Source organism: Marinospirillum sp., from assembly GCF_035271045.1.
In the GTDB taxonomy this organism is placed as follows: Bacteria; Pseudomonadota; Gammaproteobacteria; order Pseudomonadales; family Halomonadaceae; genus Marinospirillum.
Map to the genome: position 1 here is coordinate 1 of NZ_DATESC010000021.1, position 15,275 is coordinate 15,275.

The following is a 15,275-nucleotide window of genomic DNA, read 5'->3' on the forward strand; positions in this document are numbered from 1 at the left end:
AGCGCGTTTTAAACCTTCTGAGGTAGGATCGATACCCACCATCCAAACCGGCTCTATCCATTCAGAGCGTTGCATTTTCATCAGCAGATCAGTGCCGATATTACCTGGGCCGATAATGAGGGCTTTTAGTTTTTTACTCATTGTATTTCTCCGTTCAAATAATACTCAGAACAAAGTCATCGACTGGCTCTGCATATATTCTTTCTACATCTACTTGACGTGTTTCAATCATCCGCAGCTGATTAATGCTACCCTTATCAGTGATCTCACCTAGCTCAATATTAGGGGGTGTATCCAATATCAATAAACGACATATTTTTTGAGCTGAACCTTTTGCTGCATGAGACATTAAAGTTAAGGCAGCATGCAACTCTTCACGCACTTGAGGATCTTCCACTAATTGAGAGTCACTTAACTTTTCACTAGAGTTTTCTACTAGACTTCTCATTCTGGCCCCAGGGAAAACTAGCAATCCAAGAAAGTCTCGATTATGTCCTGTGATAACAATATTAGAAATTAGATCGCCAAAAAAACGGTGAACATTATCTTGAATATTCGCAGCACAAACCCAAGTTCCCGTGCTAAGTTTAAAGTCTTCAGAAACACGACCATTAAAAATAATTCCGCGAGATGGATCTTCTTCATCTTGAAGTAGTCCAGCATCGCCAACACAATAAAACCCATCTTCATCGAATGCGGCTTTAGTTAAATCAGAGTTATGCAGATATTCAGAGAAAACGGTTGGTCCCTTTATACGCATTTCTAACTTCGAGCCGTTTGGAAGAAATTTTATTTCCATTCCTGGTAAAGGAATCCCAATATTCCCAGGGGTATCTAAATGCCAATGCACATTAGTAATAGCTGGAGAGGTTTCAGTTGCACCCCACTCAGTTGTGAAGAAAACTGAGTGTCCTTGGTTTTCACAAAGTGATTTCAGCTCATCCCACACTGGAATAGATAGGGCAGCTCCAGCATAAAAAAGCATGTCCAGATTAGAAAAAAATAGCTTGCAAAATTCAGAATCTGTTCGTAGATACTCAAGCAGCATCTCGTAGCCTTTAGGAACATTAAAAAAAAGATTCGGTTGGATTTTTTTAATATTTTTTACCGTTTCTCCAATCAGCCCAGGAACTGGCTTGCCGTTATCTATATAAAATGAGCCGCCATTTTTTAGTACTAAATTAAAGTTATGGTTTGTTCCGAAAACATGACTCCAAGGAAGCCAATCAAGAACTTTAGGTGGCCTGCTTGCTAGAAAAGGCCAGTATTGAGAAATCATTTGCTGATTGGCACACATCATACCCTGTGTGTTAACAACTATTTTCGGTAAGCCTGTTGACCCAGAAGTTAGTAAATACTTTGCATGAGTATCAGGTGTTAAAGCTTTAAATCTTAATTCAACAGCATCAGTTACCACTGCATCTAATAAATCATCCAAATTAAATGCACCTGAAATCACATGCTCATTACGTGAAGTAATTATAGGTGTACCTGGTCGACAGACTTTCAGAGGAGCTTTGAACTGATCTGCATCATCAACAAAAATAGCACAGGGATTGAGTTGCTCAACAATATATTTAAGTCGGTCATGTGACTGAGACATGAGAGAGTAAGAAACGGAGACAGAGCTAACGGCCACCCCTATATGCATTGCTGCCATCTTAACTAGAGCATGATCCACTGAGTTTCCGGATAAAATCACCAAAGGGCGGTTTTCTTGATTTGGGAGCCCCATATTGATCATACCTTGAGCTAGCGCATATACTCTGAAGCGAAACTCTGAGTAACTTACTTCATTCCAAGTACTGCCTTTGCGTTCAGCAATAAATACTTGGTGGGGGCGCTCATCAGCCCACTTTTCTAGCCAGTCACCAACACAACGATCATACTGCTCAAGAGGAGTTTCTGAGCTGATGATAAAGGAGCCATCATTTTTTTTATTTATATTAACCTTCGTCTCAGGCATCTGAGAAAATACACTAGAATTCACATTAACACCTTCATTTATTATTGTTAGTTATTCGAGCATTTACTTATACGCTACTCTTGCATCAACTAAGTATTTATAATTATTTTATCTAATCCTAGAAAATCAAACTCTAAATTAATCCCAGGGGTTAAATTAACCATTGGTGCTAATGCACCAGAAAGTACTAGGTGGCCTTTACTAATAGGAGTTCCTAAATCAATCATTTTTCTTGCAAGCCACCAAGTTGCAAGTAATGGGTTCCCAAGACAAGCTACGCCCTTTCCGTGAATATCTGTCATCCCTTTAGCCTTAATACAAAGTTCAAGCATTGAAAAATCAATTCCACACGGACTAAATTTCTTATTACCTACAACATAAAGTGCAGAAGATGCATTATCAGCAACAGTATCAACTAATTTAATTTTCCAATTAGTTACAACGGAATCGACAATTTCTACAACAGGCATAAAAAATTCTATTTCTGACATTAGTTCTACAAATGTTAAATCCTTTTTATCTAAGTCATTACGAAAAACAAAAGCAATTTCACCTTCAGCTTTAGGAGCAATTAACTTAGAGCAATCAACATTTGATCCAGACAACCGTTCCATATCAGCGAAAAGCTCACCATAATCGGGCTGATCAACCCCGAGTTGATTTTGAACTGCCTTAGATGTTAGTCCAATTTTGTAGCCTACTACACGCCCACCTGCATTTCGGCGAGCTTGATTAACAAGCTGTTGTACTTGGTAAGCTTCCACCAATCCCCATTCCGGAAACTCATCAGAAATAGGGTTAATTGAATTTACATCCGAACGTGCTTTTATAATTTTACTTACAACCTGCTCATAAGCTTCTAATGAAGGTAATCCTTTCTTCATACAACATACCTCTGCTTTAAATTGCTTAGTTTTTTAATAGATTCTTTAAATTCAACTTCTAGCTTTTGAACAATTTCTACTACAGGTTCAGTATTCTCGATAGCACCTACACCTTGCCCAGCAGACCACACATCTCTCCAAGCTTTACTTGATGAGGCAATATTTCCTGAAAAATCAACCGCTGCTGAAACATGACTTGAAACTACATTAGTTAAACCTTCAACAGAATCCAGAAGTCCAGCTTGTTTGAGGCTAGCTTTCATCCAATTAGCTTTAACTCCACTTACTACTTTAGTTTCAATAATATCCTCCAAATGAGAATCTATTAACATTTGCCTATAATCATCGTTGGCGAAACTTTCTTTAGCAGCAATAAAGCGAGTACCTGATACGACGAAGTCAGCGCCTGCACTGAGCATTGATAAAATATCAGACCCAATCGAAATGCATCCTGCAACACCTAAAGGTCCAGACCAAAAACGTCTAACTTCAGAAATAAAAGCCAGAGGATTGTATTGACCAGTATGACCACCAGCGCCTTTACAAACCAATATCAGCCCATCAATACCAGTAGCCAGTGCTTTTTTAGCCATGGCAGGGGTAATAACATCAGCATATACTTTGCCACCATAACCTTTCACTGCACCTATAACGCGAGCTGGAGAGCCTAAAGCAGTTGATACAATGCTAGGCTGATAGCGCTTCACTAGCTTGAGCTCAGAATCAAATCTGTCATAGCTTGAGTGCACTATCATATTTAGCATCCAAGGCTGCCCAACCTCATGTAAAGCAGCATGTATTTGCTGCATCCAGCCATCTAAAATTTCAATATCCCTTGCATTAGCTGCTGGTAAAGCACCAATTACTCCAGCCTTACTTGATTCAATAACTAACTCTGGAGAAGAAACTAAAAACATTGGCGCAACAACTAATGGTAAAGTAGTCTCACTAAATGGATTCATACTTATATCCTTACCTTGCTATCCAGCCACCATCACTATGGATAACACAGCCGGTTGTCATTGGTGAAAGTTCGTTAGAACCTAGTACGACATATAAGGCAGCATGATCTGACGGCGATGCAATCCTCTTTAAAGGAACTGCTTCAGCTGCATTCTGATGAAAACCATTTATGTGGTTAAGTGGCTGTGCTCTGCTTGAAATACCATCAACAGACTTCATTTCAGTATCTGTTGCCCCGGGCGAGACACCATTTACTCTTACCTCTGGTGCCATTTCTTGAGCTAGTTGTTTAATAATTCCTACTATTGCGTGTTTAGAGGCCACATACAGAACTCCACCGCCACCAGGATAGAACCCAGAGTTCGAGACTGTTAAAACAACACTTCCGTGACTCTCTTTTAAAGCTTCGTAAGCTGCATGAACTCCATTGAGGTAACCCAACACATTAATGTGAAACAAGTAATCAAAATGATCTTTCAACGTTTCAGATTTTATCTTCCGTAATGGCGTAAAATAATCAAATACAGCTGCATTACATACTAAAATATCTAACCGCCCGAAAGCGGCTAGAGTTTCAGAAACAGCCTTAGCATTATCATCACTACTTGAAACATCACCTTGGACAGTTACAATTTGTGGATAATCTTCTTTCAAGGCTTCCAAAGCTACAGAGTTAATATCTAACACTACTACTTGAGCACCCTCCGATACATACCGTTCCACTACTGCTCGCCCGATACCTTCAGCCCCTCCTGAGACCAAAGCAACTTTGGATTCAAGTGCTTTCATATTGTCCCCTTATAAGAAAGTGTTGATGTTTTTACACGTTAATGTGGCATTAGGTATCAGAATTAATCTGCTTTTAATCTTAAAACTATCAGCATCACGAACCAGTGTGTCTTTGCGACGTCCATAAATGACAGATTGCTCATCAAGCCCTCGGCTACGAACGCTCTGAATAACGGAATGCACTATAAACTCACCATCACAACCTCCAGCATATGCTTCAATATTAGAAACCGTATGTACGTTTCGTGTAGCGGGATTTTCTGCCCATGCAGACGGTTGTTCAAAACGTGCCACACGACGCTTCAAGTCGCGTAGCCGATCATCAAAAAATGCCATATGATCTTCAGCATAAAATCCATGCTGTAATGGGTTTTCACGTCGACGGTTTTCAATCCCAGGCATCCAATAATGAATATCTTCTGCCATAAGCTCGAGCCAAGCGTTTAAACGCTCCTCATCAAGGAGTCGGTACTCATAATTAAGAAAGTTACATATTCTGTAATAAGTCTCAAAATCAACTGGAGTTGGTCGAATGAGGTTATTATTTTCTTTAATGGCGTTCATCATTCACCCTCCAACTTACCAACATTACGATTAGGAACTTGAGCCCAGCTTTTAGAATTAAGCATGTCATACCAATACTGATAAAATGCTCTAGAGTTTGCTTCATTCAGTTGACCTTTATAGACATTGCCAGGTAGCTGAGTGTCTTTAATCAATGAATCCATTCCTAATCCAATAAACAAATCTTGTTGGGCCGTCACTCGTCCTCTAGCAGTTTTTGTACAGTACTCCCAGTTTTCACCATCATCCATTTCGAAAACACCAGTTGGTGAAAATGTCATCATTGCCCCTTTGCGCCATTTTTCTTTCACTTCTTCTGGAGCACTTTTATTCACTACAACCCAAGTAAATAGCTCCATTTTATTGGGGCCACGCGGCTGCCAAACACGCACAGTGTTCTGACCAGGTAAAAAAGAAAAGTTTGGAAAAACTGTACAAGAAGATACAGAGCCAATCATATTGGAACGAAAGTCACCAAGACGGTCAGCAACAGAGGGTTTAATAGTATGAACGTACTTATTAAGTGCACTTTCTCCAAGAACAGCGACATTACCTACGGTATCCAGCGCAAATTCATAACCATGACCATTCCAATTTACTGAGTACGATTCTGAAAAATCACTAACCTTTGCAACTGATCCACCTAGCATCGCTCTAGCTGCTGAGTCATGCGTCCATCCTGCATGAAGAATATCGCCAACAAAATTCTCGGCTGCTATTTTCCAGTTACATTCATAGGTAGACCTAATGCAGCCGCCAACAAATTCAGTACCACCTTCTTGGTTATCAAAAACCGCATCCATATACCATGTTATTGGGCCAAGATACTCTTTTAATGTGGGTGCATCTGGATCAAATGTTGCAAATACGAGTCCTTTCCAAGAGTCAACTTGGGCAACCTCTTTAAGTCCCCACTTTGATTTATCAAAATTACTATCTTCATAAACACCGGACTCGTGCTGGCCTACAAGATTACCTTCTACGTTAAATGACCATCCATGATAGTTACAAATAAAGCCACGGGTGGTTCCAGATTCAGAAAAACATACTTTATTACCACGATGAGGACAGGCATTTAGAAACACTTTAATCCCCCCACTTTTTTGCCGTATGACAATAACCTCATCTTCACCCATTGTTGTAGTTATATAATCACCGGTATTGGGTATTTGTGATTCATGAGCTACAAACAGCCAACACCTGGCAAAAACTTTCTCAAGCTCTTGTTCATAAATAGCTTGATCATAAAAAATCCTCCCAGCTATACGACCTTCTTCAATGTCACAGAAATCTTTTAGGTTATCGAGTGAGCCAGTTACGTCGATTGTTTTTATTTTATTACCCATTACGCTTACCCCTTAGCTATTAATTCAGAATCAGCTTCAATCAAAGCAAAAATATCTTCGCTCTTGATTTCAACTGAATATGTTTTTAAGTCAATTTCACAGGGAAAGCCTTGGGCTTTACCCGTAGGTATATGAAACTGACCCCAATGCACAGGACATGTAATAAGATCATCTTCTATATCACCTTCTGCCAACGAAGCAGTAGCATGAGTGCATAGATCTGCAGTGGCATAAAAACTTCCACCTAAGTTATAAACTGCAATATCACCATACTTATCATTAGCAACTTTTCTGACCTGGTTTACTTCCAGCTCAGAAACCTTACAAAGAAATACTCTTTCCATGCTTACCTCAAGCTGTTTTTAATTCTATAAATCCAAGCCCAGTAACCCACTCTGGAACTGGCTGATACTCAATTAACTCACCCTTTGAAGCGCTTGCTACTGCCATAGCACAAACAAAGTTACGAATTTCCATTGCACCATTACCACCTTCTTCAAGAATTTTATCGTCTGTATAAGCAATCAGGCTTTCTAAATTTCCTGCGCAACAGAGACGAATAATTTCTCGATCAAACTCTTCATTGACTTTCCCAGTTTCTTTCACACCTACCCAGTGACTAATTCCACCACTTCCGATCACATAAACTTCATCCTTCGAATTAAAGCTATTTACTGCAGTGTTAATTTGTTCACCTAATTCACGTGCTCTTTGCAAAGTAATATAGGGATCGACACCGCTTGCAATGTAAATTGGTATAGCCGAAATAGCCCTTCCACTAATAGATTCAGCACGCTGAACAATTAGCTTATATGGTATAGAGAATGCATGATCTGTCGTGAATGAACGGGCTACAGCCCAATCAAAACCATTTTTTCGTCCATCTTCTGCGATATGTCTAGCAAGGTGTATATTGTTATTTACCTCACCACGACTTAACCCCGGTAACTGATCTAAAGGTCCATCAACTCGACCCGTTGCTATGCAGTATTGAGGTAAACAAGTAGTACCAAAAAGCATGTAGTGATCATTGCCGACAATAATCGCTATAGTTGCACCACTATCAGCTAGCTTCTGCGCACATGTTTCATAAGCATCCCAAACCTTTTTAGCTATTTGCTCATCAGGTGCTTTTGGTGCAACAAACATCACTGGATCATGCGGAACTAGAAACCCACCCGTTACTTTTGCCATAGTTATTTACCCCTTAATCGATGCTGAGAAATTACTGTCAGATCCAAGCTTGCGGTTATATGAAGAAACACGGCGATCAGGTGACATCGCAGTCCAGTAACCGAGAGTCAGCATTGGATTTACGCCGTTTTTTTGCATACCATTGACATCAAACTCAAGGATCATTTTTCGGTCTTCAGCATCTAAAGGAAAGCGCATCAAAAACTTTTCGGGATCTTCTTTAAACTTTTCTTTTGCAGATCTATCAACAGATAGACTCCACAAAATATGCTCTAAAATATCTCGTTTCACGCTCCCCCCCCCCCAGCAAAATCACAGACCAGCTTCAAGAATTTATTTTTTTGTTCAACTTGTACCCAGTGCCCGCAATTACTGAAAACATACAAATCACCATTAGGTATATTTTCTGAAAGAACATGTCCGCAGCGCAGCGGAACAACCTGATCTTCACGACCATGTAAAACCAAAGTGGGTGCCATAACATTTTTTAATGCTTTTTCTGGAAAACCCTTTACTAGAGTTTCGCCATCAGTACTTGGCTTAGGTAGTAGTTTTCTAAGTGCATCTTGAGAACCTTCGCGTGCACTAGCTTCATATCTAGTACGCACAAGCTCTTCAGTTATCAACGAGGTGTTGTAGGGAAAGAGCTCCATCAGTTCACGCATATTTTCTAATGAAGGCTCATATAACCATGCCCCAGCTAAACCTTTTGTTTGAGGAAATGTTCCTGCAGGCGTTCCAAGCAAAACAAGTTTCTCAAGTCGCTCAGGGTTAAATAGCGCCAAACCAATTCCTACGGCACCACCAAATGAATTCCCTACTAATGAAGCTGACTTTATGTTGAGCGCATCCATAAAAGACACTAGATGGTTTACCCAAAACTTAATATCGTATGGCGTATCATCCTTGAACTCAGTGAAACCAAATCCTGCAATATCAGGTATTACTACACGGAATGCTGATGACAAGTCTTCAGCAACTGTGCCCCAGTTAGTCCAACCAGAAACACCAGGGCCAGATCCATGAAGCAGTAGCAGCACTGACCCATTGCCACCTGTATCGAAATAAGCTGTATCGTGCCCTGAAGCTTTTATAAACTTGCGATCACTTTCATTCATAATTTTCCACCCTACATACATGACTGTATCTTGATATTAATCTACCCTTAACAAAGTTGTCAACATCAACGAAAACACCCCTGCTTTATGTGTAAGAGTATTTTTTATGTCGGTTATTTAATAAATAACTGCAGCTGAGTGCCACTTCATGTTGAAGCTGATATAATCAAATCACAAGAAATATAAATACAGAAGTGTATTTCGGAGGCATTATGTTTACTAAAGTTACTCAAAGAACAGCTACCAAACAGCTTCAGCATCTACATTTCAAATCACAAGCATCTTGTACGGAAACAGTTCTACTTTTTTCAACTTGGGCAGGAATTTCTGATTTTGAAAAGGGTATTGCGAATAATTTGTCTCAGGTGGGATACGACGTTTGGTTGATTGATATTTATGGGGTCGGTGTAAATCTATCTACAGTAGAAGCAAAAAAATCAGCGATGACCTCACTACTAAATGACTTTAACTGCCTGCGCTTACATCTTCAAGAAATAGCAATTTTTGTACAAGAATATACTCCTCAATCCACAACTGGGTTCTCTGCTATTGGATATTGCCTAGGGGGTCTTTGTGCTATTCAAGCAGCTTTATTTTCGCCAGGAATTAACAAGGGCGCCAGCTTTCATGGTTTACTTGATTTCCCTTACGATACTCTTAGCCCTGATAAGGTTGGAACTCCTATTAGTCTACTAATCATGAATGGGGCATCAGATCCTATGGTACCCACAAAAACACAAGAAAAAGCAAAAAAATACTTCAACCTCCTTGGAGTAAATTGGACTTTCATTGATTATGGAAATGCAATGCACTCTTTCACCATACCAGGAAGCAATAATTTCAAAAGCGGGATACAGTACCACGAGTTAGCTGCAAGCCAAAGTTGGCATCACATGCTAAATTTTATTTCTACCTAAGGTGTCCATTTCTTCCAATTTTATGTGCTACCCCCTCCGTCACACTAGTTGTCCGCTTGATTAATTTCAATCAAACAGACCAACTGGAGTTTAACAATGGCCTCTTACAGCAAAGCGTTCAAAGAACAAATTACCAAGAAAATGATGCCGCCTAATAACCAAAGTGTCGCGCAGATTGCAAAGGAAACAGGGCTCCCTTACGCTACCTTATACACTTGGAAACAAAACCAACAATCAAAAGGGTTTGTTGTGCCTGCTAAAAAAACTACCACTGATCAATGGGACTCTAAGGCTAAACTGGCTATCATTATTCAAACAGCAGCCATGAATGAAGCCGAGAGTGCTGAATACTGACGTAAAAATGGCCTGTATGTCGAAAAAATCAATGAGTGGAAAGCTAACTTTGAGGCACCTAGTGAAACTGCTAGCCCTGCAGATAAAAAAAGTTTAGCGGCTGAACGCAAAAAAATTAAGAAGCTAGAAAAAGAACTCTTACGTAAAGATAGAGCATTAGCAGAAACTGCGGCGCTATTGGCATTATCAAAAAAAGCTCAGGCCATCTGGGGAATCAACGAGGAGGACTAACGCCACCTAAGACACGCCAGATGGCCATAACACTGATTAATGAAGCAGTAACAGCAGGCGCACGCTGCTTTAAAGCCTGTGAGGTGATGGGTATCAATGACCGTACATTAAGGCGTTGGCGCAACGACCAAACACTTAACGATAAACGTCAAACACCCAAGCAAAAAGTGTATAAGCATGCACTCACAGCATTTAAAAAATGGCTGATTTTAACGGTATGCAATAGCACTGAATACCAAAGCCTACCACCGACTCAAATCGTACCTAGGCTGGCAGATTTAGGTACTTATATTGCTTCAGAATCTAGTTTTTACCGTGTACTAAAAGAGCATAACCAGCTGCACAAACGTGGCCGCACTAAAACCCATGCTAAACATGAAAAATCCAAGGCATTAAAAGCAACTCAGCCTAATCAAGTTTGGTCGTGGGACATTACCTATTTACCCAGCACCGTACGGGGTGAGTTTTATCGCCTGTATATGATTATTGACGTTTACAGTCGCCTGATAGTTGACTGGGAAGTGCATTTAAATGAATCTGCCGAGCATGCTGCAGACCTTATACAAAGGGCTTGCCTAAAGCAAAAAGCAGTTTTCTTTACACTCTGACAATGGTAGCCCAATGAAAGGTGCCACAATGCTAAGTAGCTTACAAAGGCTTGGTATCTTGCAATCCATCAGTGACCAGCTAATACACCACTAACAAAAACTAGAAAATATCAAATAAAAGTCATGTAGTTGTGCTTACTAATGAACTAGTAAGATGGGGTGGTATTACACTAGCTTTATCATATTTAAGAAAACTGTTGACGGTAGTTTTGTGTTGTTACGCCTGTATTGCGTTTAAAAAAACGTGAAAAATAAGCTGGGTCACTAAAACCTAACTGGTAACAAATTTCACTGCTAGAAAGGTTGGTAAAAGTTAATAAGCGTTTAGCTTCTTGTACCAATCTGTCATGCACAATCTTTTTAGGTGACTGGTCGGCAATGCGTTGACAAACTTGGTGTAAACGACTTTCAGAAATCCCTAACGACGAAGCATAAGCACCCAGTTGCCAATGCGCTTTAAAGCACTCTTGAATAAGGTTAGAAAACTTACGAAAATACTGTAAATCATCATTATTAATACAACGACTAATGGCTTTTTTAGTAGAAAGGCGTGTCACTTGAATCAACAGTAAACGTACCAATGTTTGTAAGGTTAAATTTTTAGCGGGAAAATCATGATTCCATTCCCGTCCTATCGCTTCTAATGTTTGTACAATCAGCGTCCAATTTAACAAATCATCATCGCTTAAATTTTTCTGATTAAGACACCATTCATGCTCTAATTCACTGCTTAGCGGTTGTTGTAAACCGTCTTTTAATAGCTGCCAAATAATAGACTGATGAATGGTTAATACGTGCCCACAAGCTTCAGGTATAGATAAGAAAGAGTGAGGAAAAGAAGGCGGTGTAAGAATCAGCGCAGGGCCAGTAATATGATAAATTTTGTCATCAATTTGAAAATGTATTTCACCGCGATCAATATAGTGAATTTGCAGGTATTGTGCATGACGATGAACCGGCATATCGCGGCCAAAAAAAACTGCCAAGTTTTCTAGAACATCATAATGCACAGGTGAATCAACGTAGCGTCGATCATAATCTTGCCCCAAGACTATATTGGGTATCCACTCATCTATATTAACTTTAGTCATAGTTAGCTACTCACAATAAAAAATACAGTTGCACCAAGTTATAAAAATGACTCTAATAGTCAATAATTAGCACTAGATAAACCAACCTCAGCATCACGCTGAAAATAACTATGTACCACTTTAACAGGAGTGCTTTATGAGCTTTGAACTACTAACTCAGTTAGAAGCAAAAGTTGCAACAACTTTAGACTCACTAGAAATCCTTCGCATGGAAATGGATGAACTAAAAGAAGAAAATGTTGCGCTTAAAAATGAAAAATTAGCTTGGGAAACACGGTTAGGACAACTACTAGGGAAATTCAGTGAACTAGAGCCAAGCACTGCAACGACTGCAACGGAAACAAAAGATCAAGATCAAGACGACGAACAAAACGAAGAAGGCAACGAGCAGTATCAAGAAGACGATTTACAAGAAAATGATTTAAAAGAAAGTGATTTACAAGAAGATGACCTTCTTGATCTTGATTCAATAAACTAAATAAACCAGTGCGTTAACAACAAAGCATCTTCGTGTCCCTTACTTGTCATGGCTTTATCGTCAGCTAGTAAGGGATAATAGTTCTTACGTTTACCCTCTTGTACAAATTTCCTTCCCTTATAAAGGGCAATTGCAGACTGATTAGACGCTCTAACTTCTAGTAACATTCGCTCAGCATTAAGTTGTTCACTATACGCTAAGCTTTTATCCAACAGCTGTGCTGCTAAACCTTGCCGCCTTGCTTGAGGTTCAACCAACAAATAAAGCAACTCTGTTTCAAAACACCCTTTTCGCAAAACCAACAAAGCCACCAAGACACCAGCATCACGCTTAGCCAACACCCAATCATCTTTAAGACTTGAACGCCACTGCGGTAAAGGCCAAGCATAGGGATCGGACTTTTCTGCCAAGGTAACAACTTCAGCTAACGCCGTTGCATCTAAAAACTCAAAACTCATCGCTTACTCTTTTATTTAAAGCACGTTTATTTAAAGTACAACTGGCGAACTTGCAAAAGCAGCTCTTAATCCTGAATTGCCCGCCTGTTGCCAAAAAGCTTGTTTCCTTAAAGCGTCTTGCTGCAACTCAAATAATGAAGGGCTAGCAAATAACCGAGGCATAGACGTACTTTTTTCCATCAGCCTAAACAAACGCTCACCAAACACTAAGCAGCCCGCTAGCTGCACGCCTTGAACCCGTGCGCCTGTTAAAAAAGCGTGCAGCGTCATGCTTAACTCACCTTCGTCACCGACTGCCACAGGCACACCTAATAAAGGCCAATTAAAAACTTGTTGGGCAACAATGCCTAAACCATCAGGATAAAGCGCCATTAGCAAGTTATGCAGTAACTTAATATCTGCTTCCTGCAAGCCAGGTTGATGGTCAGTATTTTCCATAACTAACTGCCAACCATTAGCCAATAACCAAACCGTGGCTTGCAAAGGCTGCAAAGGCTGAGCGACTGCGGGCTGTTCTACGGTTTGAACTGTCACAGGCAAAGCAACTGGCGGTTGCTGACTTTGTTGATGCTCCTGATTTTGTTGATGTTGCTGATGCAATAAGCGTTCACGCGCACTAATGGGCTTAGCTGGGGCAGGCCAATCACAAGCCACACTAGGTGCAGCACCTTGCAAGTGAACACGAGGCACCCATAAACGCGTGCCCATAACTTGCAAAGTGGCATAACGCTGCTGGGCACTTAATTGCATTAAATATCAGCCCCTTGCGGATGCTTGCGGTCTGTATGGCTTTGTAATGCATTTAGCGCATTGATATAAGCTTTAGCAGAAGCAATCACAATATCGGTATCAGCACCTAAGCCATTCACAATGCGTCCACCCAAAGCCAAACGTACCGTCACTTCGCCTTGTGAATCAGTACCAGAAGTAATGGCGTTCACCGAATAAAGTTCTAAGCTAGCACCACTGTTGGCAAGGCTTTCAATGGCTTTAAATACTGCATCGACAGGCCCAGAACCTTCAGCTTCAGCGGCTTGTTCGGCACCTTTAACACTCAAGACTATTTTAGCTAAAGGTGTTTCGCCAGTTTTAGACTGCACTTCCATTGCCACCAACTGTAAGTATTCAGCAGCAGCGGCAGCGCGTGTATCTGTCACTAACGCCTGTAAATCTTCGTCATAAATTTCATGCTTTTTGTCGGCCAACTGCTTAAACAAAGTAAAAGCCGTATTTAATTCTTGTTCAGAAACAAAGTTAATGCCTAATTCTTGCAAGCGAAAACGAAAAGCATTGCGGCCCGAATGCTTGCCTAACACTAACGCGTTAGTCTTCCAACCCACGTCTTCAGCTTTCATAATCTCATAGGTTTCACGGTGCTTTAAAATGCCGTCTTGGTGAATACCCGATTCATGTGCAAAGGCATTTTTACCCACAATTGCCTTATTAGGCTGCACAGGGAAACCAGTAATTGTCGAAACCAAGCGTGACGTGGGTACAATATGAATCGGGTTAATGCGCGTTTCGACATTAAAAACATCAGGGCGGGTTCTGACTGCCATCACTAACTCTTCTAGCGAAGCATTACCAGCACGTTCGCCCAAACCGTTAATTGTACACTCCACTTGACGCGCACCGGCTTGTACCGCTGCCAAAGAGTTAGCCACCGCCAAACCTAAATCATTATGGCAATGCACAGAAAAAATGGCTTGGTCACTATTGGGCACGCGCTCAATTAAGGTACGAATTTGTTCAGCATATAATTCAGGAATGGCATAGCCAACCGTGTCGGGAATATTAATAGTACGTGCGCCAGCAGCAATCGCCGCTTCCACAATTCGGCACAAGAAATCCATTTCAGAACGACCGGCATCTTCACAAGAAAACTCTACGTCTGCTGCTAAGTTGCGCGCAAAACGCACTGCCTTTACTGCCTGTTCAATGACAGCATCAGGCTGCATTTGCAGCTTATATTTCATGTGAATCGGGCTAGTGGCTAAAAAAGTATGAATACGACCCGAATTAGCCGGTTTAATCGCTTCAGCAGCACGGCGAATATCGGCTTCAATAGCACGTGATAAAGAGCAAATGGTAGAATCTTTTACTGCTTCTGCAACCGCTTTTACAGCCTGAAAGTCACCTTCGCTGGCAATTGCAAAACCTGCTTCAATCACGTCCACGCGCATTCTTTCTAGCATCAACGCAATGCGTACCTTTTCATCCTTGGTCATGGATGCGCCGGGGCTTTGCTCGCCATCACGTAAAGTGGTATCAAAAACTATCAGGTTTTGCTTACTCATTTTTATTTAATCTCCAA

18 protein-coding genes and 1 pseudogene are annotated in these 15,275 nt (G+C 40.7%); 4 read left to right on the forward strand and 15 right to left on the reverse strand.

Annotated elements, in window-relative coordinates; translation table 11 throughout:
• From VJY63_RS08185 to VJY63_RS08235, 11 genes and pseudogenes are all read right to left on the reverse strand, one after another.
• Window positions 1-141: pseudogene (locus tag VJY63_RS08185) on the reverse strand (acetaldehyde dehydrogenase (acetylating)); the annotation flags it as partial.
• Between the two features lie 13 nt (window positions 142-154).
• The gene (locus tag VJY63_RS08190) at window positions 155-1,990 is read right to left on the reverse strand and encodes a feruloyl-CoA synthase (protein ID WP_324049808.1); all 1,836 of its coding nucleotides are present in this window, start codon (window positions 1,988-1,990) and stop codon (window positions 155-157) included.
• 65 nt (window positions 1,991-2,055) lie between these two features.
• Entirely contained in the window at window positions 2,056-2,850 is a 795-nt protein-coding gene (locus VJY63_RS08195; RefSeq protein WP_324049810.1) for a 2-keto-4-pentenoate hydratase, read from the reverse strand.
• Window positions 2,847-3,812, reverse strand: a complete 966-nt coding sequence (locus VJY63_RS08200) for a nitronate monooxygenase (protein WP_324049812.1) — start codon at window positions 3,810-3,812, stop codon at window positions 2,847-2,849. Before VJY63_RS08200 ends, VJY63_RS08195 begins: the two co-directional genes overlap by 4 nt.
• 10 nt (window positions 3,813-3,822) lie before the next feature.
• Window positions 3,823-4,602 (reverse strand): SDR family NAD(P)-dependent oxidoreductase, encoded by a 780-nt coding sequence (locus VJY63_RS08205; protein WP_324049814.1) that lies wholly within the window; start codon window positions 4,600-4,602, stop codon window positions 3,823-3,825.
• A gap of 9 nt (window positions 4,603-4,611) precedes the next feature.
• Window positions 4,612-5,169 (reverse strand): 3-phenylpropionate/cinnamic acid dioxygenase subunit beta, encoded by a 558-nt coding sequence (locus VJY63_RS08210; RefSeq protein WP_324049816.1) that lies wholly within the window; start codon window positions 5,167-5,169, stop codon window positions 4,612-4,614.
• Entirely contained in the window at window positions 5,166-6,512 is a 1,347-nt protein-coding gene (locus tag VJY63_RS08215; protein ID WP_324049818.1) for an aromatic ring-hydroxylating oxygenase subunit alpha, read from the reverse strand. The genes VJY63_RS08210 and VJY63_RS08215 overlap by 4 nt, the downstream gene beginning before the upstream one ends.
• A 5-nt stretch (window positions 6,513-6,517) precedes the next feature.
• Window positions 6,518-6,856 carry a non-heme iron oxygenase ferredoxin subunit gene (locus VJY63_RS08220; protein WP_324049820.1) on the reverse strand — a complete coding sequence of 113 codons (339 nt, stop codon included), beginning with the start codon at window positions 6,854-6,856 and terminating at the stop codon, window positions 6,518-6,520.
• 7 nt (window positions 6,857-6,863) lie between these two features.
• Complete coding sequence (locus tag VJY63_RS08225) at window positions 6,864-7,706, reverse strand: hypothetical protein (RefSeq protein ID WP_324049822.1); 843 nt, start codon at window positions 7,704-7,706, stop codon at window positions 6,864-6,866.
• A gap of 6 nt (window positions 7,707-7,712) precedes the next feature.
• Entirely contained in the window at window positions 7,713-7,997 is a 285-nt protein-coding gene (locus tag VJY63_RS08230; RefSeq protein WP_324049824.1) for a hypothetical protein, read from the reverse strand.
• Complete coding sequence (locus VJY63_RS08235; RefSeq protein ID WP_324049826.1) at window positions 7,994-8,824, reverse strand: alpha/beta hydrolase; 831 nt, start codon at window positions 8,822-8,824, stop codon at window positions 7,994-7,996. Before VJY63_RS08235 ends, VJY63_RS08230 begins: the two co-directional genes overlap by 4 nt.
• Window positions 8,825-9,036: 212 nt before the next feature.
• Here VJY63_RS08235 and VJY63_RS08240 point away from each other — a divergent pair, with 212 nt between their 5' ends.
• The 3 genes from VJY63_RS08240 to VJY63_RS08250 all read left to right on the forward strand — a co-directional run bounded on the left by VJY63_RS08240 (window position 9,037) and on the right by VJY63_RS08250 (window position 10,934).
• Window positions 9,037-9,741: a dienelactone hydrolase family protein gene (locus tag VJY63_RS08240; RefSeq protein ID WP_324049828.1), complete on the forward strand. Its 705-nt coding sequence runs from the start codon at window positions 9,037-9,039 to the stop codon at window positions 9,739-9,741.
• A gap of 96 nt (window positions 9,742-9,837) precedes the next feature.
• Window positions 9,838-10,095 (forward strand): transposase, encoded by a 258-nt coding sequence (locus VJY63_RS08245; protein WP_324049830.1) that lies wholly within the window; start codon window positions 9,838-9,840, stop codon window positions 10,093-10,095.
• A 251-nt stretch (window positions 10,096-10,346) separates the two neighbouring features.
• A complete protein-coding gene (locus VJY63_RS08250) occupies window positions 10,347-10,934 on the forward strand; it encodes a DDE-type integrase/transposase/recombinase (protein WP_324049832.1) in 588 nt (195 codons plus the stop codon).
• A gap of 185 nt (window positions 10,935-11,119) precedes the next feature.
• Here VJY63_RS08250 and hpaA read toward each other — a convergent pair whose 3' ends face one another.
• On the reverse strand, window positions 11,120-12,025 hold the full coding sequence (gene hpaA / locus VJY63_RS08255; RefSeq protein ID WP_324049834.1) for a 4-hydroxyphenylacetate catabolism regulatory protein HpaA: 906 nt from the start codon (window positions 12,023-12,025) through the stop codon (window positions 11,120-11,122).
• Between the two features lie 136 nt (window positions 12,026-12,161).
• On the opposite strand from hpaA, the gene VJY63_RS08260 reads away from it, so the two are divergent.
• Window positions 12,162-12,503: a cell division protein ZapB gene (locus VJY63_RS08260; protein ID WP_324049836.1), complete on the forward strand. Its 342-nt coding sequence runs from the start codon at window positions 12,162-12,164 to the stop codon at window positions 12,501-12,503.
• On the opposite strand, the gene VJY63_RS08265 is transcribed toward VJY63_RS08260, so the two are convergent.
• The 3 genes from VJY63_RS08265 to VJY63_RS08275 are packed head-to-tail and all read right to left on the reverse strand — an operon-like array spanning window position 12,500 to window position 15,258.
• Entirely contained in the window at window positions 12,500-12,961 is a 462-nt protein-coding gene (locus tag VJY63_RS08265; protein WP_324049838.1) for a GNAT family N-acetyltransferase, read from the reverse strand. The genes VJY63_RS08260 and VJY63_RS08265 overlap by 4 nt on opposite strands.
• Window positions 12,962-12,991: 30 nt before the next feature.
• Complete coding sequence (locus VJY63_RS08270; RefSeq protein ID WP_324049840.1) at window positions 12,992-13,711, reverse strand: hypothetical protein; 720 nt, start codon at window positions 13,709-13,711, stop codon at window positions 12,992-12,994.
• A complete protein-coding gene (locus VJY63_RS08275; protein WP_324049842.1) occupies window positions 13,711-15,258 on the reverse strand; it encodes a 2-isopropylmalate synthase in 1,548 nt (515 codons plus the stop codon). Before VJY63_RS08275 ends, VJY63_RS08270 begins: the two co-directional genes overlap by 1 nt.
• Window positions 15,259-15,275 lie beyond the last annotated feature (17 nt).